We start from the raw sequence: 25,956 nt of genomic DNA on the forward strand, positions 1-25,956 counted from the left end.
ATGCGCGCCCTCGTCGTCGAGACCCTGGCCCCCGACTTCGCCGGCTGCGCGGTGCGGGACGTTCCCACGCCGGCGCCCGGTCCCGGCCAGGTGCTGGTCGCGGTCAAGGCGGCCAGCGTCAACTTCCCCGACCTGCTGATGACGCGCGGCGAATACCAGTTCAAGCCGCCCCTGCCCTTCACGCCGGGCCTGGACCTGGCGGGCGAGGTCGCCGCCCTGGGCGAAGGCGTCACCGGCTGGAACGTCGGCGACGCCGTGGTCGGCGGGGCGCGGCTGGGCGGGTTCGCGCAGTTCGCGGTGCTGGACGCCGACGCCCTGAAGCCCAAGCCCGCGCGGCTGTCGTTCGGCGAGGCGGCGGCCTATGGCGCGGCCTATCTCACCGCCTATGTCGCCCTGGTGCGCCGGGCTCGGCTGGAGCCGGGCGAATGGGTTCTGGTCCACGGCGCGGCCGGCGGCGTGGGGCTGGCGGCGGTGGACCTGGCCAAGGCCCTGGGCGCGCGGGTGATCGCGGCCTCGGCCTCGGACGACAAGCTGGCGGAAATCCAGCGCCTCTACGCCCCCGACGCCGTGGTCAACGTCACCGGCGGCTTCCGCGAGCGCGTGAAGGAGATCACCGGCGGCCATGGCGCCGACGTGATCTACGACCCCGTGGGCGGCGACGTGTTCGACGAGAGCGTGCGCTGCATCGCCTTCGACGGCCGCCTGCTGGTGATCGGCTTCACCTCGGGCCGCATCCCGACCGTCTCGGTCAACATGCCGCTGATCAAGGGCTTTTCGGTGATGGGCGTGCGGGCCGGCGAGTACGGCCGGCAGTTTCCGGAGAAGGGGCGCGAGAACGCCCAAGCGGTGTGGCGCATGGCGGACGAGGGCGCGATCCGGCCGCATGTGCATGCCGAGTTCCCGCTGGAAGACTGGCGCGCCGCCTTCGACCTGTTGGCCGAGCGGCGTGTCGTCGGCAAGGCTGTGATCCGGCCGGATCTCTGAGGGCGAACACTTGCCCCCTACGGATCGCTTCGCGATCGTCTTCCCCCACAGGGGGAAGAAGCTAGGTGCGCGCGTCCTCCGCCCCCTATGGGGGCGGACAGGCGGCGCAGCCGCCAGGTGGGGGCAAGTTCGCGCAACCCATTGCTTTGACTCCGGTTGACAGCGCCCGCCCGTTCCCTTATCCACCGCCCCTCACTCGCGGCGGCCTCGCGGCTTTCGCGTCCCACTATTGTATTCGGAGCCACCTCGTGAAGCGGACATTCCAGCCGTCGAAGCTCGTGCGAGCCCGCCGTCACGGCTACCGCGCGCGCATGGCCACCAAGAACGGCCAAAAAGTCGTTGCGCGTCGCCGCGCCAAGGGCCGTAAGCGCCTGACGGCCTAACAGCCTTTCTCCCGTCTCCATTTCGGCGGGACCCTAGACCATGACGAAAGCCGCCCTTTCCTCGAACCAGGCCCAGCGCCTGCGCCGGAAAGGGCGGCTTTTTTCATGACCGAAGCCCCCCTTCCTTCTGGGCAGGTCATGACATCTCCCCGCCCCCCGAAGATCGAGCGCCTGAAGAAGCGCCCCGACTTCCTGAAGGCCGCCAAGGCGCCCAATCTGGCGCGCGGGGCGGTGTTCATGCAGATGCGCCCGCGCCACGACGACGACCCGCTGATCCGGGTCGGATTCACCGCCACCAAGAAGATCGGCGGATCGGTCGAGCGAAATCGCGCCAAAAGACGCCTTCGCGAGGCCGCCAGGCTGCTTCTCCCCCTTCATGGCCGCCCCTCTTGCGACTATGTGTTCATCGCCCGCGGCGGTACCGGCCAGCGGGCATGGGGGCGTTTGCTTGACGACGTGAAAACCGCGCTGATAAGCCTCGCCGCCGACATCGACCGCGCGGGCCCGGGCTCGCCGCCCGCTCCGCACGCCCCCGCCGCGTCCAATTCCTCCGTTTCTGGTTAAGTCATCCATGCAGCAGCAGAACGACAACAAAAACACGCTGATGTTCCTCGTCTGCGCGTTCGCCATCCTGATCGGCTATCAGTTCCTGTACGCCGGACCTCAGCAGCGCAAGGAAGCCGCCGCCCAGCAGGCCAAGAAGGCCGCCGAGGCCAAGGTCGCCCTGCAGCCGGGCATGACCATCGGCGCGGACGGCACGCCACGTCCCCTGACCCTGTCGCGCGACGCGGCCAAGGCCCAGAGCCCGCGCATCGCGGTCGACACCCCGGCCCTGTCGGGCTCGATCGCCCTGAAGGGCGCGCGGATCGACGACCTCTGGCTCAAGCGCTACACCCAGACGGTCAAGAAGGACTCCCCGCCGGTCGAGCTGTTCCGCCCCGAGGGCGCCGAGCACGCCTGGTTCGCCGACTTCGGCTGGAGCGGCATCCCCGGCGCGCCGGGCACCCAGACCGTCTGGACCGCCGCGCCCGGCCAGACCCTGACCCCGACGACCCCGGTCGTCCTGACCTATGACAACGGCCAGGGGCAGGTCTTCACCCGCACCATATCGGTCGACGCCGACGCCATGTTCACGGTCGCCGACAGCGTCCGCAACGCCGGCCCCAACGGCCTGATCGTGGCCCCCTACGCCTCGGTCCAGCGCCAGGGCATCCCCACCGAAGGCCCGCACGGCCTGGGCAAGACCCAGATCGTCTACGAGGGCGGCATCGGCGTTCTGGGCGGCATCGACGGCGTCGAGAACGGCAAGTACCTGCTGCAGGACAAGGCCAAGTATCCCAAGTGGAAGAAGGATCGCCCCGACCAGAGCGACCTGGCCTCCAAGGGCGGCTGGATCGGCATGACCGACAAGTACTGGCTGTCGGCCCTGATCCCCGAGCAGAACGAGACCATCAAGGGCCGCTTCAAGGTCACCCCGTACAACGGCGTGGACATCTACGAGTCGGCCTTCGCCGGTTCGGCCCGCCAGTTGGCGGCCGGCGCCACCGTGACCAACACCACCCGCTTGTTCGCCGGCGCCAAGACCGTGCCGCTGCTGACCCGCTATCAGTACGGCGGCAAGCCGGTGGTCTGGTGGCAGTTCTGGAACCGTCCGGCCGAGGTGGTGCCCAGCTTCGACAAGGCCGTCGACTGGGGCATGTTCTGGTTCTTCACCCGCCCGATCTTCAACATCCTGGAGATCTTCTACAAGCTGACCGCCAACTTCGGCGTGGCCATCATGGCCCTGACCGTGCTGCTGAAGCTCGCCCTCTTCCCGCTGGCCGACAAGAGCTACGAGTCGATGGCGAAGATGAAGAAGATCGCCCCCGAGGTCGAAAAGCTGAAGGCCAAGTTCAAGGACGATCCTGCGAAACAGCAGCAGGAGATGATGGGCCTGTACGCCAAGGAGAAGATCAATCCGATGATGGGCTGCGTGCCCATGCTGATCCAGATCCCGGTCTTCTACTCGCTGTACAAGGTGCTGACGGTGACCATCGAGATGCGGCACGCGCCGTTCTTCGGCTGGATCGTCGACCTGTCGGCCCCCGAGCCGACCAGCCTGTTCAACCTGTTCGGCCTGATCCCCTGGGATCCGGCGACCCTGCCGTTCCTGGGCGCCTCGATCGCCCACCTGGGCGTGTGGCCGCTGCTCTACGGCATCACCATGTGGCTGACCACGGCGATGAACCCGCCGGCCGGCGACCCCGTGCAGCAGAAGATCTTCCAGTTCTTCCCGATCATCTTCACCTTCACCCTGTCGGGCTTCGCCGTGGGCCTGGTGATCTACTGGTGCTGGAGCAACGTGCTGACGATCATCCAGCAGTACATCATCATGCACCGCTACAAGGTCGAGAACCCGATCGACCAGCTGATCGCCAAGCTGCGCGGCAAGTCCGTCGAGGCCACCTGATGGACGAGCTGGACTACAGCGAAGAGGACATCGAGGCCGCCCGCGTGCTGTTCGCCCAGCCGGCGACCTTCATGATGGGCGCGGTGCGGATGGACGGCATGCCGCCCCCCAGCCTGCCCGAGGTGGCCTTCGCCGGCCGCTCGAACGTCGGCAAGTCCAGCCTGATCAACGGGCTGGTCGGCCAGAACCACCTGGCGCGCGCCTCCAACTCGCCGGGGCGCACGCGGGAGGTCAACTTCTTCGTGCTGGCCGAGAAGCTGCGCCTGGTCGACCTGCCGGGCTACGGCTTCGCGCGGGTGTCCAAGACGGTGGCCGACAAGTTCCAGGACCTGGGCCGCGCCTATCTGCGCGGGCGGGTGAACCTGAAACGCGTCTACCTGCTGATCGACGCCCGCCATGGGCTGAAGTCGGTGGACACCGAGGCCCTGGACGCCCTGGACGTGGCGGCGGTCTCCTACCAGATCGTCCTGACCAAGGCCGACAAGATCAAGAAGGCCGAGCTGGACGAGACGGTCGCCAAGACCCAGAAGGCCATCGCCAAGCGACCGGCGGCCTTCCCGCTCGTCATGGCCACCTCGTCGGAGAAGGGCTACGGCCTGCCCGAGCTGCGCGCCGAGATCGCCCGGACCTGTCTGACCTGAACCGGTTTCCTCCACACGCGGAGGAGTCCACAACATCGCTTCCAGGCCTTAACCTTCCGGCGACGTCCGCCGGCTAAGGCCACGCCTCCCGTTTCCGAGAATCTCCCATGACCCGTCACGAACTGAAGACCTGGCCCCAGTATTTCGCCGCCGTGCGCTCGGGCAAGAAGCGCTTCGAGATCCGCCGCAACGACCGCGAGTTCGCCGTCGGCGACGTGCTGGTGCTGCGCGAGTTCGATCCGGAGCAGGACGTCTATACCGGCCAGGTCGAGGAGCGGCAGATCACCTTCCTGCTGTCGGAAGAGGACTACGGCGTCATCCACGGCTTCGTGGCCATCGGCTTCGGCGAAGTGGTGCATCACGGCGACCTGCCGGCCGACGACGCCCTGACGGCGGGCAAGCTGGCCCAGTGGCACGAGACGGTGTCCAACAACGCCGCCCTGCGCGCCCAGGACTCCCGCAAGGTGGCCCAGAGCTACGCGGCCCCCAACACCGGCCGCGCCGCCATGCCGGTGGCCGCCGACCGCCACAACGCCGTGGCCGCCGCGGCCGAGGCCGAAGCCGCGTTCCACGCCGCCGCCGCGCGGATCGTTCGCGGCAACTAGCCCTCCCTAGCGTCGCCTCAGGACGTAGAGCGCCCCCTCCGCCACGCCCGTCCCTTCCCGCCGCAGCGGGATGGTGCGGTGCGCCAACAGGTCGAAGGCCGGCGCCAGCAGGCGACGGACATAGGCGTCGCCGTGGGCGAAGCGGCCCGAGGTCAGGACCGTCCAGTCCTGCTGGGCCAGTTCGATGCTGACCGCCAGGCAGCCGCCAGGCCGAAGGGCGGCGGTCGCGGCAGCGAACAGTTCGGCCAGGTCGCCGAAATAGATCAGCACGTCGGCGCTGAAGATCAGGTCGAAGGCGGCGGGCCGTTCGCGCAGGAAGGTCACCGCGTCGGCCTGGACCAGTTCGCCATAGGCCTCGCGCTCGCTGGCCTTGGCCAGCATCGCCCCCGACAGGTCGACCCCGGTCAGCCGTCCGCCGAACGGGGCCAGGGGCGCGGCCGCTAGGCCCGTGCCGCAGCCCAAGTCCAGGATCTCGGAAAAGCCGTCGGCGTGGTCCGCCAGCAGCTGGGCCAGCCATTCGGGCGCGCGATAGTCCAGCATGTCGACCAGCTGATAGTCGAACCGCTCGGCGAAGGCGTCGAAATGGGCTTCGACATAGGCCGGCGGCGCCCGCGTCACCGTGGGATCGGCCAGCACCTGCAACATGTAGGCGGGAACGGGGTCGGACGGGGCCTGGGCGACGATCCAGGCGCCCACCGCGCGGGCCGCGTCCAGATAGCCGAACACGCCGAAGACCGCGAACGCCTCGCGGGCGATGGCCAGGGCGTTGTCGGGATAGGGCGCCAGGGCGGCCTCAACGTCGCCGTCGATCATGGTGGCGAAGGCTCGGGCCTGGGCCCGGGTCAGGTCGGCGTTCTCGAGCAGCGGTTCCAGGCGCTCGGCCGCGTCGAAGGCTGAGACGGCGTCGGCGAAGGCCCCGCCCATATAGAGCGCCTGGCCGAGACAGGTCCACCAGAGGGCCGGCGCGCCCGGCGTGTCGGCGGCGCGGCGCAGGCTGGGCGCGGCCTCGGCGAAGCGGCGCTCGGCCATCAGGGTCAGGCCCAGGCCGAAATGCGCCTCGCCATGAGCGGGATCGATGGCCAGCACGGCCCGGAAGGCGGCTTCGGCCTCGACCTGGCGGCCGTCGTTGCTGGCCGCGACGCCGCGATCGAACCAGTCGGCCGCGGTGAGTTCGGTCACTTAGGGGGAGCCGGAGCGGGGCTTACGCCGCCTGGCTGACCTGGGCCGGGAAGACGTCTTCCATGCGCAGATAGGTGATCAGGCGGCTTTCCATCGAGATGATCGCCTGGATGAAGCGCAGCTCGTCGGTGCCCAGGTCCGGGGTCGGCTGCAGGTGCTCGCGCGACACGGTGAAGGTCTCGCTGACGGCGTCCACCAGAATGCCGGCCAGACGGTCTTCGCATTCCACGACCACGATCACGTGGCGGGTCTCGGGAACGGTCACGCCCAGGCCCAGGCGGTTGCGCAGGTCGATGACCGGCATGATCGCGCCGCGCAGGTTGATGACGCCCTTCAGGAAGGCGGGGGCGTGCGGGATCGGCGTGGCCGGGGTCCAGCCGCGGATCTCGCGGACGGTCTTCACGTCGATGCAGAATTCCTGCTCGCCGATGCAGAACGAGATCAGTTCCAGGGCGGGTTCGGCGTGGTCGGTCATGGTCAGGTCCCGAAGGCTCGAAAGGTTCTGGCGAAAGGCCGAAAACCGGTTTCGCGTCGACTGCCAGAAGAGCCCGAGCGCCGTTTAATAACGGTTAATGCGACGCTTACAGGACGGCGTCGAATTGTCGCGTCGGGGCGAAAATGCTCCCTGCGCCTGCCCCCGCTGCACGGGTGAGGAGAAGCGGGCGCCGCCCCTCTCCTCCCCCGCGTAACACAGGGGCGTCTGGCCGACGCTAGTCCGCCTCCGACGTCCCCAGGTCGCCGTCGTCGGTCAGGTTGAACTCGTACCAGACGCCGTTCAGCACCCCGAAGGCCAGCGCCAGGCCCAGGCCAAGGATCCAGGTGAAATACCACATGGCGGAAATTCCTCAGTACAGGGCGGGATCGGTCTTCAGGGCGGCGGTGCTCGTACGGCCCCACAGCACCTTGTAGACCCAGGCGGTGTAGGCCAGGACGACGGGCATCAGCACCACCACCACGATCAGCATGATGAACAGGGTCGAGTGGCTGGACGAGGCGTTCCACACCGTCAGGCTGGAATGGGCGTCCACGGTGCTGGGCAGGATGAACGGGAACATCGAGGCGCCCACCGTGGCGATGATCCCCGCCGCCGAGGCCGACGACCCGCCGAAGGCCAGCGGGGCCGAACGCCGCCACAGGCCCAGCAGGGCGACCAGCGCGCCCACGAAGCCCAGGACCGGCGCGATCAGCATCCACGGATGGCGGCCGAAATTGTCGAACCAGGCGCCGGGCGCGGCGACGGTGGTCATGCGCAGCGGGTTGGATGGGCCGGCGGGGTCGAACGCGCCTTCCAGCCGGAAGCCCAGGCGCGTGGCCAGAAGGCCCCCGACCAGAAACAGCAGCAGGGTGGCGATGCCGGCCCCGGTCCCGAACTTGCGGGCGCGGTCCTGCACCGCCCCGGCCTCGGCCTTCACCCCCAGCCAGGCCGCGCCGTGCAGCACCAGCATGGCGACCGACAGCAGGCCGCAGACCAGGGTGAAGGGGGTGAACAGGCCGAAGAAGGCGCCGTGATAGGTGCTGCGCAGGTCGCCATCCAGCTTGAACGGCGCGCCCTGCAGCACGTTGCCCACGGCCACGCCGAACACCAGCACCGGCACGAAACCGCCGACGAACAGCGCCCAGTCCCAGAACGAGCGCCAGCGGGCGTCCGGCCGCTTGGACCGGTACTTGAAGCCGACCGGCCTCAGGATCATCGCCGTCAGCACCAGGAAGATGGCCAGATAAAAGCCCGAGAAGCTGACGCCGTAGACCAGCGGCCAGGCCGCGAAGATCGCGGCCCCGCCGGTGATGAACCACACCTGGTTGCCCTCCCAGGTGGCGCCGACGGTGTTGATCACCATGCGGCGCTCCTCGTCGGTGCGGGCGACGAAGGGGAGTAGCGCGCCGACGCCCATGTCGAAGCCGTCGGTCAGGGCGAAGCCGATCAGCAGGATGCCCAGCAGGCCCCACCAGATCAGGCGCAGCGTCGGATAGTCGATGGGAAGTTCCATGGGTCCGATCTCCTTAGGCGACGGCTTCGCCGGCCTGGGGGCCGCTGAAGGACGGGAAGGCTTCCTGCTCGGCGAACGGGCCCTTCTTGATGGTCTTGAGGATCAGCCCGACCTCGACCACCGCCAGGGCGCCGTAGAGCAGGGTGAAGACGACGATGCTGGTCAGCAGTTGGGCCACGCTCAGCGACGAGGGGGCGAGGAAGGTGGGCAGCACGCCCTCCACCGCCCAGGGCTGGCGCCCCACCTCGGCCAGCACCCAGCCCAGCTCCGTCGAGATCCACGGCAGCGGGATGGCGGTCACGGCGAGCAGCAGGAACCAGCGCGTATCGTGCTTGCGCAGCGAGACCAGAATGAAGGCGGTGGCGAACAGGGCGATCATCAGGAAGCCGATGCCGGCCATGATGCGGAACGCCCAGAACATCACCGGCACGTTGGGCACGGTGTCCCAGGCCGTCTTCTGGATCAGGGCCTTGTCGGCCATGCGCGGGTCGGCGACGTAGCGTTTCAGCAGCAGGGCGTAGCCGAGGTCGCGGCGGTGGGTCTCGAAGACGCCGCGCGCCGCCAGGTCGGTCGGATTGGCCTTCAGGGTCTCAAGCGCGTTGTAGGCGACGAGGCCGCTTTCGATGCGCGTCTCGGCCTGGGCCACCAGCTCGAAGATGCCGGCCACGGGACGGTCCAGACTCCGGGTCGAGATCAGGCCCAGCACATAGGGGATCTTGATCTCGGCGTGGGTGGTGCGGTCCTTGAGATCCGGGATGCCGAAGGCGGTCAGGCCGGCCGGGGCGGGCTCGGTCTCCCACATGGCCTCCAGGGCGGCCAGCTTCATTTTCTGGTTGTCGGTCAGGGCGTAGCCGCTCTCGTCGCCCAGCACGACCACCGACAGCGAGGACGCCAGGCCGAAGGCGGCGGCGACGGTCAGCGAGCGCTTGGCCACGCTTACGTGGCGGCCTTTCAGAAGGTAGAAGGCGCTGATCCCCAGCACGAAGACGGCGGCGATGGTGTAGCCGGCGCTGACGGTGTGCACGAACTTGGCCTGGGCCACCGGGTTGAAGATGACCGCCCGGAAGTCGACGACCTCCATGCGCAGGGTGTCGGGATTGAAGGCCGCGCCGACCGGGTTCTGCATCCAGCCGTTGGCGATCAGGATCCACAGGGCCGACAGGTTGGTGCCCAGGGCCACCAGGAAGGTGACGAGGAGGTGGGTGACCGGCTTCAGCTTGTCCCAGCCGAAGAACATCAGGCCCACGAACGTGGCCTCCAGGAAGAAGGCCATCAGGCCCTCGATGGCCAGGGGCGCGCCGAAGATGTCGCCGACATAGTGCGAGTAGTAGGACCAGTTCATGCCGAACTGGAATTCCATGGTCAGGCCGGTGGCCACGCCCAGCACGAAGTTGATGCCGAACAGCGTGCCCCAGAAGCGCGTGGTGGTGCGCCAGACGGGCCGCTTGGTCATCACATAGACGCTCTCCATGATCACCAGCATGAAGGAGAGGCCCAGGGTCAGGGGCACGAAGAGGAAGTGGTACAGCGCCGTCAGGGCGAACTGCAGCCGGGATAGGTCGACGACGGCGGGATCCATGAATTGCTCCGGTTGTCGTTGGCGATCGGTCCACCAAGGACTTTCCACCCCTAGACGCGTTGTGGCCAGGGCGCTTTGATCCGGATCAAGGACGCCCTCGTCCCCTGCTCCTAACAACGGCTCATGTCCGCCAGTTTCACCGCCGACCTCGACGCCGTCGCGCGGCCCTGGCTGAAGACCCTGTCCAAGGCGGCCGGACCGTCGGCCCGCGCCGCGTCACTGTGGCTGGTGGTCGACGTGCTCGCCGCCATCGCCTTCGCCGCCGGCCTGGCCCTGGCCATCGACGCCCTGCCGCGCGGCCTTGCCGCCGCCACGCCCTGGCTGGCGCTGATCGCGGTCGCCGCCCTGGCGCGCGGCCTGCTGGCCAGCCGCGCCGCCGACGCCGGGGCCAAGGCCGCCGCCGGGATCAAGGCCAGGGCCCGCCAGGACGCCGTCGCCTCGGTGCTGGGCGGACGCACGGCCGGCGGCGAGGCCCTGGCCGCCGTGGTCGAGGGGGTCGAGGCGCTGGACGGCCATTTCTCCCGCTTCTCGCCGAACCGGACGGCCTCTGTCGTCGCGCCCCTGCTGATCATCGCCGCCATCGCCGTGGCCACGCCCGTGGCGGCCGGGATCCTGCTGGCCACCCTGGTCCCGTTCGGCCTGGTCATGGCCCTGGCCGGCGGGGCGGCGGCCGAGGAGTCGCGGCGGCAGTTCCTGGCCCTGGAACGGTTGTCGGGCCTGTTCCTGGACCGGGTCCGCGCCCTGCCCGTGGTGCTGGCCTTCCAGGCCGAGGGCAGCGTGACCCGTGACCTCTCCGTCGCCGCCGACGACCTGGCCCGGCGCACGATCCGTGTGCTGAGGGTCGCCTTCCTGTCGTCCGGAGCCCTGGAGTTCTTCGCCGCCCTGTCGGTGGCCCTGGTGGCGGTCTATTGCGGCTTCAACCTGCTGCGCCTGCTGCCCTTCCCGGTTCCCGAACAGCTGGACCTCAAGCGCGCCTTCTTCGCCCTGGCCCTGGCGCCGGAGGTCTACGCTCCGCTGCGCCGCCTGGCCGCCGCCTATCACGACCGCCAGGCCGCCGAGGCCGCCGCCCTGACCCTGGCCGCCCTGCCCACTCCGGCGCCGCCTCCCGCCCCGGCCGTCTTCGACGCCCCGCCGGCCATCCGCTTCCAGGCGGTGACCGTGACCTATGACGAGATCCCCGTGCTCAACGGTTTCGACCTGGAAGTCGCGCCCGGCGAGCTGGTCGCCCTGCTGGGTTCCAGCGGCAGCGGCAAGACCACGCTTCTGAATCTGCTGCTGGGCCTGGCGCCCCTGAGCGGCGGCGAGGTGCTGGTCGGGGACGAGCGCCTGTCGCACCTGGGCTCGCTAGCGCCGTCGGTCGCCTGGGCCGGACAGGCGCCGGTGATCCTGCCCGGAACCCTGGCCGACAACCTGGCCCTGGCCTGGCCGGACGCCGGCCGCCGCGACCTGGAGCAGACCGCTCGCGCCGTCGGCCTGGACGCCGTCCTCGCCGGCCGTGGCGGACTGGACGCCGTCCTCGACGAGCGCGGCGCCGGCCTGTCCGGCGGCGAGCGGCGGCGGCTGGGCCTGGCCCGCGCCATCCTCAAGCCCGCCCCGATCCTGCTGCTGGACGAGCCCACCGCCGACCTCGACGCCGCCAGCGAGCTGGCCCTGCTGCCGATCCTGGCCCACACCGCGGAAGGCCGCACGACCCTGATCGCCACCCATTCCGAGGCCGTCGCCGCCATCGCCGACCGGGTGGTGAGGTTATGAGCAGCCCCCTCGCCAAGCTGATCCGCGACCAGCGCAAGCGCCACGCCGACGGCCTGCGCTTGGCCGCGATCTCGGCCGCCATCGTCGGGGCCGGGGCGGTGCTGCTGCTGGGCCTATCGGGCTGGTTCCTGACCGGGGCGGCCATCGCCGGCGTCGCGGGCCTGGCCGCCGCCCAGGCCTTCAACGTGCTGCTGCCCAGCGCCGGCATCCGCCTGCTGGCGATTCTGCGCACCGCCTTCCGCTATCTGGAGCGCCTCTCCGGCCACGCCGCCGCCCTGAAGGCCCTGGCCGCCATCCGCCCCAGGCTCTACGCCGCCCTCGCCGCCGCCCCGCCCGCGCAGGCCCTGGCCCTGTCGCGCGGCGAGGCCTCGGCCCGGCTGGTGCAGGACGTCGACGCGGTGGAGACCCGCTTCATCCGCCTCTCGGCCCCCTGGGGCGCCGGCGCGGCGGTGGCGGCGGGCCTGGCCATGACCGCCCCCGCCGGCTGGGGCGCGGCCGCGACGGTGGTCCTGGCCGTGGCCGTCACCCTGGTCGCCACCCGCGCCCTGGCCCGCCGCCTGACCGCCGGCTCCGGCCCCGCGATCCAGCGGGCCGCCGGAGACCTGAAGGACGCCCTGGCCGCCTATGCCGCCGCCGCGCCCGAGCTGCGGGTCTATGGCGTGCAGGACCGCGCCGCCGCCGAGATCGCCGCCAAGGGCGCGGCGCTGGACGCGCTCAAGCGCCAGGCCGTCGCCGCCTCCGGCTGGCTGATGGTGCTGCAAGGCGGGGTGCTGGGCCTGGCCGTCGCCCTGGTCCTGGCCTTCGCCCACGACGCCGCCACGCCCCTGGCGGCCATGGCGGGACTGGCCACGGCCATGGCGCTGGAAGGTCTCGCAGGCCTGGGCAAGGCGTTCGAGCAGGACGCCGCCGCCGACGCCGCGGCCCAGCGGCTGGACGCGGTGCTGGTCCACGCCCCCGCCGCCCCCTCGAACCTGGCCCTGCTGAATCCCCGCCTGGCGCTGGACGACCTGACGCTGAAGCCCGGCGAACGCCTGGTCCTGACCGGCCCCTCCGGCTGCGGCAAGACCACGGTGCTGGAGCAACTCCTGGCCCTGCGCGCCACGACGGGCCGGACCCTGACCCTGGCCGGCCTGCCGGTCACGCAGCTGGACCCCGGCGTGCTGCGCCGCGCCTTCGCCCACGCCCCACAGGACGCGGCGATGATCGCCGGCACCGTCCGCGCCAATCTGGCCCTGGCCGGCGCCCATTCGGACGAAGCTCTGTGGGACGCCCTGGCCGACGCCGCCCTGGAAGCCCGCGTCCGCGCCCTGCCCCAGGGCCTGGACACGTGGATCGGCGAGAACGGCGAGCGCCTGTCCGGCGGCGAGCGGCGGCGCCTGTCCCTGGCCCGCGCCCTGCTGCGCGACGCCCCCTGGCTGCTGCTGGACGAACCCACCGAGGGCCTCGATCCCGCCACCGAGGCCCTGGTCGTCCAGCGCCTGGACGCGCGCCTCAAGCGCACCGGCCAGGGCCTGGTCCTGGTCAGCCACCGCCCCGCTCCGCGCGCCTTGTGCGAACGGGAACTGCCAATCTCCGCGCCAGGCGCTATAGGGTAGCCGACCCTTGCGCAGCGGAGACCGCTATCACGTGATGACCACGGCTTCCGCCGGCACGCTGCACAGCGACCTGCGTCCTCGGGCCTATCTGGCGGCCCTGGCCACGGTGCTGGCCTGCGCCCTGGTCCAGCTGGCCCTGCCGCCGGGTTTCACCGCGCCCTCGGCCTTCCTGCTGTTCGTGCCGTCGGTGCTGATCAGCGCGGCGGTCGGCGGCCTGGCGCCGGGCCTGTTCGCCACCGTGCTGGCGGCCGGGACGGTGTGGCTGCTGAAGGTGCGCGGCGTTCCCGACCAGGCCACGGCCCTGTCGAGCCTGGTGTTCGTGATGATCGGTTTCGGCATGTCGGTCGGCGGCGGCTGGTTCCACGCCGCCCGGGCCCGGGCTGCGGCCATGACCCATCACCTGCAGTCGATCCTCGACTCGGCCCCCGACGCGGTGATCGTCATCGACCCCGCCGGCCTGATGACCTCGTTCAGCCCCGCCGCCGAGCGCCTGTTCGGCTGGACCGCCGCCGAGGCCATCGGCCAGAACGTCAGCCTGCTGATGCCCGAGCCCGACCGCGTGGGCCACGACGGCTTCCTGGCCAATTACAGCCGCACCCGCGAGCCCCGCATCATCGGCACGGGCCGCGTGGTGGTGGGCAAGCGCAAGGACGGCTCGACTTTCCCCATGGAGCTGGCGGTCGGCGAGACCCGGGGCCTGCGGCCGTTCTACACCGGCTTCATCCGCGACCTGACCGAACGCCAGCACACCGAGGCCCGCCTGCGCGACCTGCAGACCGAGCTGGTCCACGTCAGCCGCCTGACCGCCATGGGCGAGATGGCCTCGACCCTGGCCCACGAGCTGAACCAGCCGCTGTCGGCCATCGCCAACCTGCTGACCGGTTCGCGCCGCCTGCTGGACCGGGGCCGCCCCGAGGACCAGGCCAAGGTCCGCGACGCCGTCGACAAGGCGTCCGCCCAGGCCCTGCGGGCGGGCGACGTCATCCACCGCATGCGCGAATTCGTGCGGCGCGGGGCCACCGAGCGCGCGCCCGAGAGCCTGTCCAAGGTGGTGGAGGACGCCGCCGCCCTGGCCCTGATCGGCGCCCGCGAGCACCTGGTCTCCACCCGCCTGCAGCTGGACCCCAAGGCCGACGCCGTCTTCGCCGACCGGGTGCAGATCCAGCAGGTGCTGGTCAACCTGATCCGCAACGCCGTGGACGCCATGGCCGAGTCGTCGCGTCGGGACCTGCTGATTAAGAGTCAGCTGCTCGACAGCGGCGCCGTCCAGGTCAGCGTCACCGACACCGGCTCGGGCATTTCCGACGACTTCCGCGAGCGGCTGTTCCAGCCGTTCATGACCACCAAGGCCGAAGGCATGGGCGTGGGCCTGTCGATCTCGCGCTCGATCGTCGAGGCCCATGGCGGCCGCATCTGGGCCGAGGCCAATCCCAAGGGCGGGACGGTGTTCCACTTCACCCTGCCGCCGAGACGAGACACCTTCGAGGGGGACCAAAACGATGAGTGAAACCGTGGTCCACGTGGTCGACGACGACGAGAGCGCCCGCGAGTCCCTGGCCTTCCTGCTGGAGGCGGCCGACTTCGAGGTGGTCAGCCACGCCTCGCCCCTGGCCCTGCTGGACGCCCTGCCGCTGGACGGGGCCGGCTGCGTGATCACCGACATGCGCATGCCCGACATGACGGGGCTGGAGCTGGTGCGCGAACTGAACGCCCGGGGCTGCCGCGTGCCGATCCTGATGATCACCGGCCACGGCGACATCCCCCTGGCCGTCGAGGCCATGCGGGCCGGGGTGGTGGACTTCATCGAAAAGCCGTTCGGCGAGGCGCGCATCCTGGACGCCGTGGCCCGCGCCCTGGAGGCCGGCTCGGCCCTGCCCGCCCCCAGCGCCCAGCCCTCCGACGAGGCCGCCGTGGTGCGCCAGCGCCTGGCCACCCTGTCGGAACGCGAGCGCCAGGTGCTGGACGGCGTGGTCGACGGCCACCCCAACAAGGTGATCGCCCGCGACCTGGGCATCAGTCCGCGTACGGTGGAAATCTACCGCGCCAAGCTGATGGCCAAGATGCAAGCCGACAACCTGGCGGCCCTGGTGCGCATGACCCTTTCGACACGGGGTGGTTGAACACGCCCGGATCGTTCAAGCCATCCTAGGTAGTCCCCCTTAGGCATAGGTCCCGACTGTACCGCCCAGCTCTCGGGGAGGAGAGTGTGCGCGCTACCAGATCGGGAGATCGCCATGCTGTCCGTGATCCAGACCACCCCCGCCGTGGTCACCCGCCAACCGGCGGCCTTCGTGCTGGACGGGCTGCATCAGAGCTTCGCGCGCGACCAGACGATCTTCGACGAGGGCGAGCGCGCCGACCGGGTCTATCAGGTGATCTCGGGCAGCTTGCGCACCTGCCGCATCCTGCGCGACGGCCGCCGCCAGATCGAGGCCTTCCACTTCGCCGGCGAGGTGTTCGGCCTGGAGAGCGGCGCCACCTATCGGGCCTCGGCCCAGACCCTCTCGCCCGCCATCGTCCGGGTCATGCCGCGCCCGGCGCTGGAGGCCCTGTCGCACGAACGCGGCGACGTGGCCCGTAGGCTGCTGGAACTGGCCACCGAAAGCCTGCGCCGCTGCCAGGACCACGTGCTGATGCTGGGCCGCCGCGCCGCCTGCGAGCGCGTCGCCGCCCTGCTGCTGGATCTGGCCGAACGCACCGACGCCGACGCCCTGCTGGACGTGCCCATGACCCGCCAGGACATGGCCGACTATCTGGGCCTGACCATCGAGACCGTCTCGCGCACCCTCACCCAGTTCCAGCAGGACGGCCTGATCGCCCTGCCCACGGCCCGCAAGGTGCTGCTGCGGGATCGGGAGATGCTGGAAGCGATGGTGGATTGAGGTCGGTCCCCACCTTTCAGCCGTCATCCCGGGCCTTGTGCCCGGGACCCCTGGTTCAGCTTCCACGTGAGGTACAATGGCGCGCCATCGCGCCACACCACTGCACTTGCGGCGGATAGAGGGGTCCCGGGCACAAGGCCCGGGATGACGGAGTTTATAATTGGCTCAGCTTGAGCTGACCCGCATCCACACCGACGCCGTCTCGCCCGGCGCCAGGACCTTGATCCCGCTGTCCTCGCCGTGGAACGGGTCGGGCCGGTTGGCGACCGGTTCGGCGCAGACGAAGTCGGCGCCCGGCGGCGAATAGACGTGCAGCCAGCGGCACTCGGACGAAGCGGTCAGGGTCGTGCTGGCCCCGCCCGGCGCGGACAGGGCCGCCACCCCGTTCCAGCCCGTGTAGCAGTTGTCGATCAGCTCGCTGACCGCCGTCGGCGCCCCGGCCGCCCAGTCCGAACGCCAGGCGCCGTCGACATGGACGGTGGGCAGGCAGTCGGCGTCGATCATCCACACGCCCGTGACGCCCGCCTGCAGCCGCTCGCCCTCGCGCGCCGGGAAATAGGGGTGGAAGCCCAGGCCCGCGGGCATGGGCGCGTCGCCGGTGTTGGTCACCGACAGCGCCTGAAGCAGGCCGTCATCGCCCAGGGTGAAGGTCTGCTCGGCGCGATAGGCCCAGGGCCATTCGCCGGGGGCGTGGTCGAAGGCCAGCACGGCCTGCGTTTCGCTGGCCGAGACCACGGTCCAGGCGACGCGCCAGCCCTGGCCGTGCAGGGCGTGGGGGTGGTCGCCCAGGTTCGGCGACAGGGTCACGTCGTGGCCGCCGAAGCTGAACCGCCCGTCGCGGATGCGGTTGCAGAACGGGACCAGGGCGAAGTTGCCCGTCTCCAGCACGTCGCTCGCCCCGGCCGGCGCCGGCCGCAGCACGTCGCGGCCGTCCCAGGTGAAGCGGCCCACCGCGCCGCCCAGGGCGGGCAGGATCTCGACGCGGGCGCGGGCGGTCTGGAGGGCGACGGTCATGGAGCCTCGGCAGCGATAGCGGTAACGCGGGCCTGCCTACGTCCATCCCTGCCTGGAAACAAGCGCCCTTCCCTCGCGTCGCCCTAGGCGCGGACGGACGCCCGTCGCATCATCGGCAAAACGAGGTGGGAGGCGGCATGAAGCTCGACGGCGTCAAGGTCCTGGACCTGTCCCTGTTCCTGCCCGGACCCATGCTGACCCTGATGATGGCCGACCACGGGGCCGACGTGATCAAGGTCGAGCCGGTCGGCGAGGGCGAACCCAGTCGCCATATCGGCCTGTCGACGAACAGCCAGACGGTGTGGTTCCGCAACACCCATCGCGGCAAGCGCTCGGTGCAGCTGGACCTGAAGAGCGCCGAGGGCCAGGCGGCGTTCTGGGCCCTGGCCGCCGAGGCCGACGTGCTGGTCGAGGCCTTCCGTCCCGGCGTGGTCGACCGGCTGGGCGTCGGCTACGAGGCGGTGAAGGCGGTCAATCCGGGGATCGTCTACTGTTCGATAAGCGCCTTCGGCCAAACCGGTCCCTATCGCGACCGCCCGGCTCACGACCTGGCCGTCGAGGCTCTGGCCGGGCTGGTCGCGCTGAACGAAGGCCAGGACGGCAAGCCGGCCATGCCCGGCCTGATGGCCGCCGACGCCCTGGCCAGCCTGACCGCGCTCTCGGGGGTGCTGATGGCCCTGCTGCGGCGGGAGAAGACCGGTCGGGGCGACTATCTGGACGTGGCCATGCTGGACAGCCTGATGGCCTGGACGCCCAACGCCACCGGGCCGGTGTTCGCCGAGGGCCGCGCCAATGTTCCGAAAGCCGAACGCTCGTGGGGCGGGGCGGCGATGTTCAATCTCTATGAGTGCAGCGATGCCCGCTGGATCGTGCTGGGCGGCTCGGAGGTGAAGTTCGCGGCGAACCTGCTGGAGGCGCTGGGGCGGAGCGATCTGCTGGACTATGCGCGGTTGCCGCCCGGGCCCGGGCAGGAACCGTTGCGGGCTTTCTTCCGGGAGACATTCCGTACACGGACGCAGAGCGAGTGGGAGGCGTGGTTCGAAGGGCGAGACATTTGCTTCGCGCCGGTGCGGAGCTTGAAGGACGCTTTCGACGATCCGGCCGTGGCGGCGCGGGGGATGATTTCGCGGGACGCCGAGGGGAATGCCGTGGTCGGGACGCCGCTGGTGTTTCGGGAGGAACCGGGGCGGGTGGAGCCGACGGCGCCGGGGTTGGATGAGCATCGCGGCGAAGGCTGGCGAACCTAAGAGCCGGCGCACACCCGCTTGCCCCCACCTGACCGCTTCGCGGTCTGTCCGCCCCCGTAGGGGGCGGAGGACGCACACACTCACCGTCCTCTTCCCCCTCCGGGGGAAGGAGGGCCGAAGGCCCGAAGGGGGCAAGTGGGTGCGCCGCTGAGCCCTACCGCGCCGCCTGCACCACCTTCACCGCCGGCGCGTTCTCCCAGCCGCCGCCCAGCGCCAGGAACAGGTTCACCTGGTCCGCCGCCAGAGCGCCATCCGAAGCCGCCAAAGCCGCCTCCGCCGTGGCCAAGGTCCGCTGAGCATCCAGCCCCGTCAGGTACGGGCTCTTCCCCGCACGATACAGCGTCTGGGCCTGGCCCTCCGCCGTCGCCGCCTCGTCCCGCGCCGACTTCAGCGCGGCGTTGCGGTCCAGTTCGTGGGCGTAGACGGCCAGACTGGTCTCGGTCTCGCGCAGGGCGTTCAGCACCGTTCCGTCGAACCGCGCCAGCGCCGCGTCGGCCCCGGCCTCCGTGGCGCGGATGCGGGCGTGCTCGCCCTCGCCCGGCAGGGTCCAGCTGATCAGGGACGACAGGCCCCAGCGGTTGGCGGGCGCCGTGCCGATGTCGGCCAGCAGGCCCGTCGAGCCTCCGCTGAGACCGAACGAGACGCTGGGATAAAGCGCCGCCGTCGCCACCCCGATCCGCGCCGTGGCTCCGGCCAAGCCGCGCTCGGCGGCGCGCACGTCGGGACGGCGCTTCAGCAGGGCCGCGCCGTCGCCGACCGGCAGAGGCTGGGACAGTTTCGGCGGCGCCACGCAGGCCTCGACCTCGCGCGGGAACTCGGCCGGTGTCTTGCCGGTGAGCGTGGCCAAGCGATAGAGCGCCGCGCGGCGACGGCTCTCGAAGGTGGGCAGGGCGGCGCGCGACAGGTCCAGCTGGGCCTTGGCGCGGGTGACGTCCAGGCTGGTGCCGCGCCCGGCGGCGACCAGCTTGCCAGTGACGTCCAGGCTCCGCGACTGCAGATCGACCGTATGCTGAGCCACTGCCAGTTCGTGACCGCTGGCGCAGGCCTCGACATAGGCCCGGGCGACGTCGGCGGCGACGCTGACGCGGGCCAGATCGAGCGCGGCCTGGCCGGCCTCGGCGTCGGCATGAGCGGCCTCGGCGGCGCGCTTGATCCGGCCCACCAGATCGACCTGGTAGGAGACCTTCACCCCGACGTCGGCCAGGTTCTCGACCGGCAGCTGCTCGGCCTTCAGGAACTGCTCGCCCGACTCCCGCGAGTGCATGGCCGCCGCCGAAGCCCCGGCCGAGAAGCCGCCGGCGTCGTCGGCCTCGGCCGCCACGGCGTGGGCGCGGGCCAGGTTGGCGGCGGCGATCCGCAGGTCGGTATTGGCGACCAGGGCCTGTTGCACCAGGCCGTTCAGCACCGGGTCGTCATAGAGCCTCCACCAGCCCTCGGGCACAGGGGCCTGGCTAACGGCGGGGGTCGCGCTCTCGATGAACGGCCCTTGCGCGGCCGACGCCTTGACCTTGGCGGCCTCGGGGACCTTGTAGTCCGGCCCCACCGTCGTGCAGGCCGCCAGGGCCGACAGCGAGGCGGCGGCCAGCAGAATGCGCAGCGGGCTCATCGGCCGGCTCCCGTCACGACGCCGCGCTTCCCATCCATGCCCAGCACCGCGACCGTCGCCGTGCGGCCGGCGATCATCCGCAAGTCGCCCGGCCTCTGGTCCAGGGCCACCCGCACCGGCACCCGCTGGGCCAGGCGCACCCAGCTGAAGGTGGGATTGACGTTGGGCAGCAGGTTGGCGCCGGCCACGCGGTCGCGGTCCTCGATGCCGGCGGCGATCGACTGGATGTGGCCCTTCAGGGCGCCCGGCTCGCCCATCACCTTGACCGAGACCGGCATACCGACCTTCAGGCCCGACAGCTTTGTTTCTTCAAAGTAGCCCTCGACCCGGAACGAGCGGCTGTCGATCAGGGCCAGGACCGGCTTGCCGGCCGTGACATAGTCGCCGGTGCGCAGGGTCAGGTCCGACAGGAAGCCGTCGGTAGGGGCGTAGACCACGGTGCGGTCAAGGTTCAGCTTGGCCACGTCGCGGGCGGCGGCGGCCTGGGCCAGGGCCGCGTCGGCCTGCTCGACCTTGGCGGCGCTCTGCTCGGTGCTCTCGGCCGCGACCAGTTCGCCCAGGGCGCGGTTGCGGACCAGTTCGCGGCGGGCCTGGGCCAGGGTCGCCCGGGCGGCGGCGACATTGGCGTCGGCCTGGCGCAGGGCCAGGGCGTAGCGCTCGCGGTCGACATAGAACAGCGGCTGGCCGGCCTTGACGCTCTGGTCGTTGACGGCCTGGACCTTGGTCACCAGGCCCGAGACATCGGGGGCCACCTGGACCACGTCGGCGCGGACACGGCCGTCGCGGGTCCAGGGATCGACCTGGTAGTGGGTCCACAGGGCGCGGCCGCCGACCACGGCGGCGGCGACGACGGCGGCGGTGACGGCGAAGCGCGCGCCGGTGAGCAGGACGGTTTTCAGCTTGGGCATGGATCAGACGATCGGCAGGGGGACCGCGACGACCGCGGCCCAGAGGATGACGAACAGGGCGGTGTCGAACAGCGCCGGGTGCCAGACGAAGCGATAGGCGCCGACCCAGGACAGCAGTCGCCGCAGGGCGAAGGACGCGACCAGGGCGATCACGGCCGAGACGAGGACGGAGGACAGCAGGACGCCGTCGAGGTTGATCTCGCCGATCATCGGGCGGGCTCCGGAATGAGGTTGGGCGCGGGGGCGTCGGGGAAGAGGTTGCGGCGTAGGCCGACCAGGCCGGTGACGCCCTGCACCGAGGCCGCGCCGGCGACGTCGCGCAGGGCGGTGTCGACGCGGGTCAGGAGCTCGGCGTCGGGCGGCGGCGTCCGTCCAGCGGCCAGGGCGGCGAACCGCTCGCCCACCCCGTCCAGCACGGCGTCCAGGCTGGCGGCGCGGGGCAGGTCCGGCCTGGCGGCCTGGACGGCGACCAGGTTCATGCCCACCCGCAGGTCGCGCAGGGCGTCGACGCCGACGGGATCGCCGGTCTCGGCCAGCTTGGGGGTCAAGAGGCCCAGGCGGTCGACCAGCACCCCGGCGAAGGCGGTCGGCTCGGGCGCGGTACGCGCACGGGCCAGCCGAGCCAGGCCCGTCCAGGTGCGGCCCAGCAGGCGCTTGGCGCTGGCGTCGGTTCCCATCGAGCGCAGGCCGGCCGTGACCATGATCGCCGCTAGCAGACCGACGAACTGGCCGAGATTGCCATTGAGGAAGGCGGCGAAGTCGGCGCTGAAGCTCTCCTGCAGGGCCAGGGCGTTAGCGAAGCCCATGATCACAGCCAGGGCCGCGCCCATGGTCTTGGGGTTGGGAATGTAGAGCCCCAGGAACACCAGCGGCGGGGCCATCACCGCCACCAGCAGCGGGAAGCCGTCGATGGCCGGCAGGACGGCGAACATGTAGAGCGCGGCCAGCGGCAGGGAGAGTAGCGAGAACAGGCCGAAGTTCTTGATGGCCGGCACCGGGTCGTCCATGGCCGCGAAGAAGCAGCAGAACACCGCCCCCATCACCGGCGCGGCCGCCCCGTCGCCCCAGCCCAGGCCGATCCAGGCCGCGCAGGACAGCAGGATGGCGACGGCCGCCGCGCCGCCCGACAACAGGGCCAGGGGGAAGTCGGCGTGCATCCGGCGGCGGCCTGCCGTGGCGGCGGCGGCCTCCAGGGCGGGCGACAGCGGGGCGTCGGGATCGCTGAGGCGGACCATCAGGGCGTGGGCTTCGTTCAGGGCCTGGACGGCTTCGGCCAGCCGCACCAGCAGGCTCTCGATCAAGAGGCCGCTCCAGTCGGCGTCGCGACGCCCGGCGGCCAGGGCCTGGAGCCGTTCGACCAGGGCCAGGCCCGGCTCGCGCGGGGCGCCGGCCTCGATCCAGGCGGCGACGTCGTCGAGGGCGGCGCGAACCAGCGGATCGCGGACGTCCTTCAGGGCCTCCAGCCGGTCGCCCAGGCCCGACAGCAGCGGGATCAGCAGCAGCATGCGGTCGTGGAAGGCCCGCACCGCCCCGGTGGTCTCGCGCAGGCGCGAGGTGTCGAACGGCAGATGGACGGCCAGCAGGTGGATCTCGCTGGCGGCGGCGGCCAGGTGGCGGCGGTCGCGGTCGATGGCGGCGGCGTCCTGGCCCTTTAGCAGGTCCAGCGCCCAGCGGTCGGCCTCGCCCAGCCAGGCGGCGAGCCGCTGGCGCAGCACCGTCCCGACCGGGCGGGGGAAGACCAGGCTGTGGACCAGGGTGGCGCAGATCACGCCCAGGCCGATCTCGACCGCCCGCGAGACGGCCACGTCGAAGATCGCGCCCGGCTGGTTCACGCTGGGAAAGCCGACGATGGCGGCGGTGTAGCCGGCCAGCATCAGCACGTAGGAGCGCGGCGTGCGGTCCAGCAGCGAGATGGTCAGACAGCCGCCCACCCACAGGGCCATGGCCAGGCACAGCAGCACCGGCGCGTTGACCAGGTTGGGGACCATGACCACGGCGGCGGCCGCGCCCAGCAGGGTGCCGAGCAAGCGATAGACCGCCTTGGACCGCATGGCGCCGGCCAGGGGCTGGCTGACGATATAGGCGGTCGTCATCGCCCAGTAGGGCCGGGGCAGGCCCAGGGCGAAACCGATATAGAGGGCCAGCATTGAGGCCGCGAAGCTGTTCACCGAGAACAGCAGCGTCCATCTGTCGAACTTGGGCATGGCGGGCGCTTAGCCCTCCTGGCCGGGATTTGCGGCGGCGTCCAGGGCGGCCTCGAAGGCCGCGAAGGTGCGGACCGTGGCGGCCAGATCCTCGGCGCTGACATCGACCAGCAGGCGGGTGCGCAGCTCCTGCACGGCGTTCTCGACCACCACGGCCAGGGCGTCGCCCTCGGGGGTCAGGTGCAGGGTCTTGGCGCGGCCGTCCTTGGGATCGTCGCGGCGCTCGACCAGGCCGGCGGCGCACAGTTGGTCGAGGATGCGGACCAGGGAGGGTCCTTCGACGCCCAGCTCCTCGGCCAGGTGGCCCTGGCGCATGCCGCCGCCCGAGCGGGCGATGTGCAGAACCGGCAGGGCGCGGGCGTCCGACAGGTCGTGCTCGGCCAGGGCGCGGTTGACCTCGCGCCGATAGATGCGGGCCAGGCGCAGCAGCGAACCGGTGAAGGTCCGCTCGTCGAGAAGGCGGGGGGTGAGGGCCATGGGAAACCAGATAGGTAGCTTGCTATCGATATTAGATAGCATCCTATCTAGATTGTTGCAACCTTTCGATCACCGGCCGGTTTGCGGAAGACCGGCCACCATCCCTGGCCGCCCAGCAGGCGAAGGACTTGCCTTGATCCCGGCGCCGCGCGATGAACTCCTATCTAATGCGTAGGATTTAGGCGTGACTTCACCCTCCCCACCCGTGGTCGCCGTGATCGGCGGGGGCTTCAGCGGCGTGATGACCGCTCTGCATCTGCTGGCCCAGGACGCGCCGGTGCGGGTGGTGCTGGTCGAGCGACGCAGCCCCATCGGCCTGGGCGCGGCCTACGCCACCGACGATCCGGCCCACCGGCTGAACGTGCGGGCCGGAAACATGAGCGCCTGGCCCGACCGGCCGACCGACTTCGTGGACTGGCTCAAGACGCAGGACCTGGACGTCGGCCCCGGCGGCTTCGCCACGCGCGGCGACTATGGGCGCTATCTGCAAAGCCTGCTGACCGGCCTGGCGGCGGGGCCCGACGCGGCGGGCCGCCTCCTGATCACCCCCGACGAGATCGTGGCGGTCGAGCCCGACGGCGACGGCTGGAGCCTGACCTGCGGCATGGGCCGGACCATCGCCGCCGACGCCGTGGTGCTGGCCCTGGGCAATCCGCCGCCCTGCGCGCCAGAAGCGGTGGACGCCGCTCTGGCCGCCTCAAGCGCCTATGTCGCCGACCCATGGCGGTGGGACCCGGCCGCCCTGGCCGAGGGCGACGGGCCGATCCTGCTGCTCGGCAGCGGCCTGACCATGGTGGACGCGGCCCTGTCCCTGGCCCGCACGGCGCCGGGGCGGCCGCTGATCGCCCTCTCGCGCCGGGGCCTGACCCCGCGCGAGCACCAGGGCGCGCCGCCCTCGCCGCCGCCCGCCCCGCCGTCGCCGTCCCTGTCGCCGCTGCAGGCCCTGGCCTGGCTGCGCGAGACCGCCGAGACCCATGGCTGGCGCACCGCCATCGACGCCCTGCGCCCGGCGACCCAAGGCCTGTGGCGCGGCTGGAGCCTGACGCGCCGCGCCGCCTTCCTGCGCCATGCCCGGGCCTTCTGGGACGTGCATCGCCACCGGCTGTCGCCCCAGGTGGCGCAGACCCTGGCGCGGATGCGGGCTGACGGCGGCTTGCGGGTGCTGGCCGGCAAGCTGGAGCGCGTGGGCCTGCTGGAGGACGGCCGGGTCGGGGTGGTCTGGCGGCCGCGCGGCGAGACCCAGACCTGGCGGCTGGAAGCCGACGCCATCGTCAACTGCACCGGCCCCTCGGCCGATGTCGAGCGCTCGACCGAGCCCCTGGTGGCGGGCCTGGCGCGGATGGGGCTGATCCGCGCCGATCCCCTGCGCCTGGGCTTGGACGTCGACGCCGATCACCGCGTGGTGCGCGCCGACGGCCGCACGCACCAGACCCTGTTCGCGGTCGGCCCGATCACCCGGGGGGCGCTGTGGGAGATCAACGCCGTGCCCGACATCCGCGTCCAGGCCGCCCAGGCCGCGGTGGGCGTGCTTACAGCTCTAGCGCCGCGGCGTGGATGAGCTCCGACAGCTTGGCGATGGCCGGATGCGGCGCGGTTCCGACCCGGCGCACATAGGCCACCTGCGGCATGGCCGGCAGGCCCTCGAAGATCGTGGCGCGGTTCGGACGGAAGAGGGCTGTGCGGCAAGTCACGGCCAGACCCGCTTCGACCGCCGCCCTTAGGGCCGACAGGCTGGGAGTCTCCAGGGCCACGCGATAGGGCCGCCCCTCTCGCTCCAGGGCCGCCAGGGCCGCGTCGCGGAACCGGCACGGCGGGGCCAGGATCGCCAGGGGCAGGACCGGCAGCTCGGTCAGTTCGGCGTCGCCGTGCCAGACCATCGGCGCCACCCGCGCGGCGTTCGGATCGTCCTCCGGCCCCATGCACAGCACCACGTCCAGCCGGTCGCCGGCCAGCAGGTCCAGCAGCTCGGGCGAGCCGGCGACCCGCACCTCCAGCTGGGTGTCGGGATTGAGCTGGCTGAACCGCGCCAGCACGCCCGACAGCAGGGTCTCGGCGAAGTCCTGCACCAGCCCCACCCGCACCGGCCCGACCAGGGCGTCGCCGGTCAGGGCCACCACCGCCCGGTCGTTCAGGGCCAGGATCTCGCGGGCGTGGACCAGCAGGGCCTGGCCCGCCGGGGTCAGGGTCAGGCGGCGGCCGTCGCGGTGGAACAGCGGCGTCAGCACCGTCTCCTCCAGCCGCTTCATCTGCAGGCTGAGCGCCGACTGGGTGACGAACACGCGCTCGGTGGCCTTCAACATCGAGCCGGAGTCGACGATGGCCACGAAGCTTCGCAGCAGTTCGGTCGGCAGGTTGGTGGCCATGGGATACGCGCCTCGTCGGTGGTCTATGAGAAACTCTGATATGACCCCTGAGGATAAGTCTATTGATCCAGTAGGGTTTCAACGCCTTTCTCTGTGGAGC

25 protein-coding genes are annotated in these 25,956 nt (G+C 71.2%); 13 read left to right on the forward strand and 12 right to left on the reverse strand.

Annotated elements, in window-relative coordinates:
• The 6 genes from AC07OA_RS19000 to AC07OA_RS19025 all read left to right on the forward strand — a co-directional run bounded on the left by AC07OA_RS19000 (position 1) and on the right by AC07OA_RS19025 (position 5,062).
• Positions 1–984, forward strand: coding sequence for an NADPH:quinone oxidoreductase family protein (locus AC07OA_RS19000; protein ID WP_494665385.1), 984 nt, complete (start codon positions 1–3; stop codon positions 982–984).
• A 248-nt stretch (positions 985–1,232) separates the two neighbouring features.
• Positions 1,233–1,367, forward strand: a complete 135-nt coding sequence (rpmH, locus tag AC07OA_RS19005; protein WP_004622337.1) for a 50S ribosomal protein L34 — start codon at positions 1,233–1,235, stop codon at positions 1,365–1,367.
• 138 nt (positions 1,368–1,505) lie between these two features.
• Positions 1,506–1,931 carry a ribonuclease P protein component gene (rnpA, locus tag AC07OA_RS19010; RefSeq protein ID WP_494665614.1) on the forward strand — a complete coding sequence of 142 codons (426 nt, stop codon included), beginning with the start codon at positions 1,506–1,508 and terminating at the stop codon, positions 1,929–1,931.
• A 7-nt stretch (positions 1,932–1,938) separates the two neighbouring features.
• On the forward strand, positions 1,939–3,816 hold the full coding sequence (yidC, locus tag AC07OA_RS19015; RefSeq protein WP_494665386.1) for a membrane protein insertase YidC: 1,878 nt from the start codon (positions 1,939–1,941) through the stop codon (positions 3,814–3,816).
• A complete protein-coding gene (gene yihA, locus AC07OA_RS19020; RefSeq protein ID WP_494665387.1) occupies positions 3,816–4,457 on the forward strand; it encodes a ribosome biogenesis GTP-binding protein YihA/YsxC in 642 nt (213 codons plus the stop codon). Before yidC ends, yihA begins: the two co-directional genes overlap by 1 nt.
• Positions 4,458–4,564: 107 nt before the next feature.
• Positions 4,565–5,062 (forward strand): ASCH/PUA domain-containing protein, encoded by a 498-nt coding sequence (locus tag AC07OA_RS19025; RefSeq protein WP_494665388.1) that lies wholly within the window; start codon positions 4,565–4,567, stop codon positions 5,060–5,062.
• A gap of 6 nt (positions 5,063–5,068) precedes the next feature.
• Here AC07OA_RS19025 and AC07OA_RS19030 read toward each other — a convergent pair whose 3' ends face one another.
• The 5 genes from AC07OA_RS19030 to AC07OA_RS19050 all read right to left on the reverse strand — a co-directional run bounded on the left by AC07OA_RS19030 (position 5,069) and on the right by AC07OA_RS19050 (position 9,808).
• Positions 5,069–6,241 (reverse strand): class I SAM-dependent DNA methyltransferase, encoded by a 1,173-nt coding sequence (locus tag AC07OA_RS19030; protein ID WP_494665389.1) that lies wholly within the window; start codon positions 6,239–6,241, stop codon positions 5,069–5,071.
• 22 nt (positions 6,242–6,263) lie between these two features.
• The gene (locus tag AC07OA_RS19035; RefSeq protein WP_494665390.1) at positions 6,264–6,716 is read right to left on the reverse strand and encodes a chemotaxis protein CheW; all 453 of its coding nucleotides are present in this window, start codon (positions 6,714–6,716) and stop codon (positions 6,264–6,266) included.
• Positions 6,717–6,951: 235 nt separating this feature from the next.
• Positions 6,952–7,074: a cytochrome bd-I oxidase subunit CydX gene (gene cydX / locus AC07OA_RS19040; protein ID WP_494665391.1), complete on the reverse strand. Its 123-nt coding sequence runs from the start codon at positions 7,072–7,074 to the stop codon at positions 6,952–6,954.
• Between the two features lie 12 nt (positions 7,075–7,086).
• Complete coding sequence (cydB, locus tag AC07OA_RS19045) at positions 7,087–8,229, reverse strand: cytochrome d ubiquinol oxidase subunit II (protein ID WP_494665392.1); 1,143 nt, start codon at positions 8,227–8,229, stop codon at positions 7,087–7,089.
• 13 nt (positions 8,230–8,242) lie between these two features.
• Positions 8,243–9,808 (reverse strand): cytochrome ubiquinol oxidase subunit I, encoded by a 1,566-nt coding sequence (locus tag AC07OA_RS19050; RefSeq protein WP_494665393.1) that lies wholly within the window; start codon positions 9,806–9,808, stop codon positions 8,243–8,245.
• A gap of 123 nt (positions 9,809–9,931) precedes the next feature.
• Here AC07OA_RS19050 and cydD point away from each other — a divergent pair, with 123 nt between their 5' ends.
• The 5 genes from cydD (at position 9,932) to fixK (ending at position 16,037) form a co-directional block, all read left to right on the forward strand.
• Positions 9,932–11,560 carry a thiol reductant ABC exporter subunit CydD gene (gene cydD / locus AC07OA_RS19055; RefSeq protein WP_494665394.1) on the forward strand — a complete coding sequence of 543 codons (1,629 nt, stop codon included), beginning with the start codon at positions 9,932–9,934 and terminating at the stop codon, positions 11,558–11,560.
• Positions 11,557–13,155 (forward strand): amino acid ABC transporter ATP-binding/permease protein, encoded by a 1,599-nt coding sequence (locus AC07OA_RS19060; RefSeq protein ID WP_494665395.1) that lies wholly within the window; start codon positions 11,557–11,559, stop codon positions 13,153–13,155. Before cydD ends, AC07OA_RS19060 begins: the two co-directional genes overlap by 4 nt.
• Positions 13,156–13,189: 34 nt before the next feature.
• Positions 13,190–14,662, forward strand: a complete 1,473-nt coding sequence (locus AC07OA_RS19065; protein ID WP_494665396.1) for a PAS domain S-box protein — start codon at positions 13,190–13,192, stop codon at positions 14,660–14,662.
• Positions 14,655–15,275, forward strand: coding sequence for a response regulator FixJ (fixJ, locus tag AC07OA_RS19070; protein ID WP_494665397.1), 621 nt, complete (start codon positions 14,655–14,657; stop codon positions 15,273–15,275). The genes AC07OA_RS19065 and fixJ overlap by 8 nt, the downstream gene beginning before the upstream one ends.
• Positions 15,276–15,389: 114 nt before the next feature.
• Complete coding sequence (gene fixK, locus AC07OA_RS19075) at positions 15,390–16,037, forward strand: transcriptional regulator FixK (protein WP_494665398.1); 648 nt, start codon at positions 15,390–15,392, stop codon at positions 16,035–16,037.
• A gap of 165 nt (positions 16,038–16,202) precedes the next feature.
• Here the strand turns inward: fixK and AC07OA_RS19080 are convergent, their stop codons facing one another.
• Positions 16,203–17,051, reverse strand: a complete 849-nt coding sequence (locus tag AC07OA_RS19080; protein WP_494665399.1) for an aldose 1-epimerase — start codon at positions 17,049–17,051, stop codon at positions 16,203–16,205.
• A 137-nt stretch (positions 17,052–17,188) separates the two neighbouring features.
• On the opposite strand from AC07OA_RS19080, the gene AC07OA_RS19085 reads away from it, so the two are divergent.
• Positions 17,189–18,298, forward strand: coding sequence for a CaiB/BaiF CoA transferase family protein (locus tag AC07OA_RS19085; RefSeq protein WP_494665400.1), 1,110 nt, complete (start codon positions 17,189–17,191; stop codon positions 18,296–18,298).
• A 154-nt stretch (positions 18,299–18,452) separates the two neighbouring features.
• On the opposite strand, the gene AC07OA_RS19090 is transcribed toward AC07OA_RS19085, so the two are convergent.
• From AC07OA_RS19090 to AC07OA_RS19110, 5 genes are read right to left on the reverse strand one after another with little or no spacing between them, the layout of a single operon-like run.
• Positions 18,453–19,904, reverse strand: a complete 1,452-nt coding sequence (locus AC07OA_RS19090) for an efflux transporter outer membrane subunit (RefSeq protein ID WP_494665401.1) — start codon at positions 19,902–19,904, stop codon at positions 18,453–18,455.
• Positions 19,901–20,812 carry an efflux RND transporter periplasmic adaptor subunit gene (locus AC07OA_RS19095; protein WP_494665402.1) on the reverse strand — a complete coding sequence of 304 codons (912 nt, stop codon included), beginning with the start codon at positions 20,810–20,812 and terminating at the stop codon, positions 19,901–19,903. Before AC07OA_RS19095 ends, AC07OA_RS19090 begins: the two co-directional genes overlap by 4 nt.
• Positions 20,813–20,815: 3 nt before the next feature.
• The gene (locus AC07OA_RS19100) at positions 20,816–21,022 is read right to left on the reverse strand and encodes a DUF1656 domain-containing protein (protein WP_494665403.1); all 207 of its coding nucleotides are present in this window, start codon (positions 21,020–21,022) and stop codon (positions 20,816–20,818) included.
• Positions 21,019–23,016 (reverse strand): FUSC family protein, encoded by a 1,998-nt coding sequence (locus AC07OA_RS19105; protein ID WP_494665404.1) that lies wholly within the window; start codon positions 23,014–23,016, stop codon positions 21,019–21,021. Before AC07OA_RS19105 ends, AC07OA_RS19100 begins: the two co-directional genes overlap by 4 nt.
• A 9-nt stretch (positions 23,017–23,025) precedes the next feature.
• A complete protein-coding gene (locus tag AC07OA_RS19110) occupies positions 23,026–23,400 on the reverse strand; it encodes a MarR family winged helix-turn-helix transcriptional regulator (RefSeq protein WP_494665615.1) in 375 nt (124 codons plus the stop codon).
• 277 nt (positions 23,401–23,677) lie between these two features.
• On the opposite strand from AC07OA_RS19110, the gene AC07OA_RS19115 reads away from it, so the two are divergent.
• The gene (locus tag AC07OA_RS19115; protein ID WP_494665405.1) at positions 23,678–25,051 is read left to right on the forward strand and encodes an FAD/NAD(P)-binding protein; all 1,374 of its coding nucleotides are present in this window, start codon (positions 23,678–23,680) and stop codon (positions 25,049–25,051) included.
• Here the strand turns inward: AC07OA_RS19115 and AC07OA_RS19120 are convergent.
• On the reverse strand, positions 25,023–25,856 hold the full coding sequence (locus tag AC07OA_RS19120) for a LysR substrate-binding domain-containing protein (protein ID WP_494665406.1): 834 nt from the start codon (positions 25,854–25,856) through the stop codon (positions 25,023–25,025). The two genes, AC07OA_RS19115 and AC07OA_RS19120, sit on opposite strands and share 29 nt — an antisense overlap.
• Positions 25,857–25,956: the final 100 nt, after the last annotated feature.

This window comes from Caulobacter sp. GW821-FHT09B08, assembly GCF_059418225.1.

Coding starts and splice junctions, on each gene's coding strand:
- AC07OA_RS19000 (WP_494665385.1), top strand. CDS start 1: ATGCGCGCCCTCGTCGTCGAGACCCTGGCCCCCGACTTCGCCGGCTGC.
- rnpA (WP_494665614.1), top strand. CDS start 1,506: ATGACATCTCCCCGCCCCCCGAAGATCGAGCGCCTGAAGAAGCGCCCC.
- yidC (WP_494665386.1), top strand. CDS start 1,939: ATGCAGCAGCAGAACGACAACAAAAACACGCTGATGTTCCTCGTCTGC.
- yihA (WP_494665387.1), top strand. CDS start 3,816: ATGGACGAGCTGGACTACAGCGAAGAGGACATCGAGGCCGCCCGCGTG.
- AC07OA_RS19025 (WP_494665388.1), top strand. CDS start 4,565: ATGACCCGTCACGAACTGAAGACCTGGCCCCAGTATTTCGCCGCCGTG.
- AC07OA_RS19035 (WP_494665390.1), bottom strand. CDS start 6,716: ATGACCGACCACGCCGAACCCGCCCTGGAACTGATCTCGTTCTGCATC.
- cydX (WP_494665391.1), bottom strand. CDS start 7,074: ATGTGGTATTTCACCTGGATCCTTGGCCTGGGCCTGGCGCTGGCCTTC.
- cydB (WP_494665392.1), bottom strand. CDS start 8,229: ATGGAACTTCCCATCGACTATCCGACGCTGCGCCTGATCTGGTGGGGC.
- AC07OA_RS19050 (WP_494665393.1), bottom strand. CDS start 9,808: ATGGATCCCGCCGTCGTCGACCTATCCCGGCTGCAGTTCGCCCTGACG.
- cydD (WP_494665394.1), top strand. CDS start 9,932: ATGTCCGCCAGTTTCACCGCCGACCTCGACGCCGTCGCGCGGCCCTGG.
- AC07OA_RS19060 (WP_494665395.1), top strand. CDS start 11,557: ATGAGCAGCCCCCTCGCCAAGCTGATCCGCGACCAGCGCAAGCGCCAC.
- AC07OA_RS19065 (WP_494665396.1), top strand. CDS start 13,190: ATGACCACGGCTTCCGCCGGCACGCTGCACAGCGACCTGCGTCCTCGG.
- fixJ (WP_494665397.1), top strand. CDS start 14,655: ATGAGTGAAACCGTGGTCCACGTGGTCGACGACGACGAGAGCGCCCGC.
- fixK (WP_494665398.1), top strand. CDS start 15,390: ATGCTGTCCGTGATCCAGACCACCCCCGCCGTGGTCACCCGCCAACCG.
- AC07OA_RS19080 (WP_494665399.1), bottom strand. CDS start 17,051: ATGACCGTCGCCCTCCAGACCGCCCGCGCCCGCGTCGAGATCCTGCCC.
- AC07OA_RS19085 (WP_494665400.1), top strand. CDS start 17,189: ATGAAGCTCGACGGCGTCAAGGTCCTGGACCTGTCCCTGTTCCTGCCC.
- AC07OA_RS19090 (WP_494665401.1), bottom strand. CDS start 19,904: ATGAGCCCGCTGCGCATTCTGCTGGCCGCCGCCTCGCTGTCGGCCCTG.
- AC07OA_RS19095 (WP_494665402.1), bottom strand. CDS start 20,812: ATGCCCAAGCTGAAAACCGTCCTGCTCACCGGCGCGCGCTTCGCCGTC.
- AC07OA_RS19100 (WP_494665403.1), bottom strand. CDS start 21,022: ATGATCGGCGAGATCAACCTCGACGGCGTCCTGCTGTCCTCCGTCCTC.
- AC07OA_RS19105 (WP_494665404.1), bottom strand. CDS start 23,016: ATGCCCAAGTTCGACAGATGGACGCTGCTGTTCTCGGTGAACAGCTTC.
- AC07OA_RS19120 (WP_494665406.1), bottom strand. CDS start 25,856: ATGGCCACCAACCTGCCGACCGAACTGCTGCGAAGCTTCGTGGCCATC.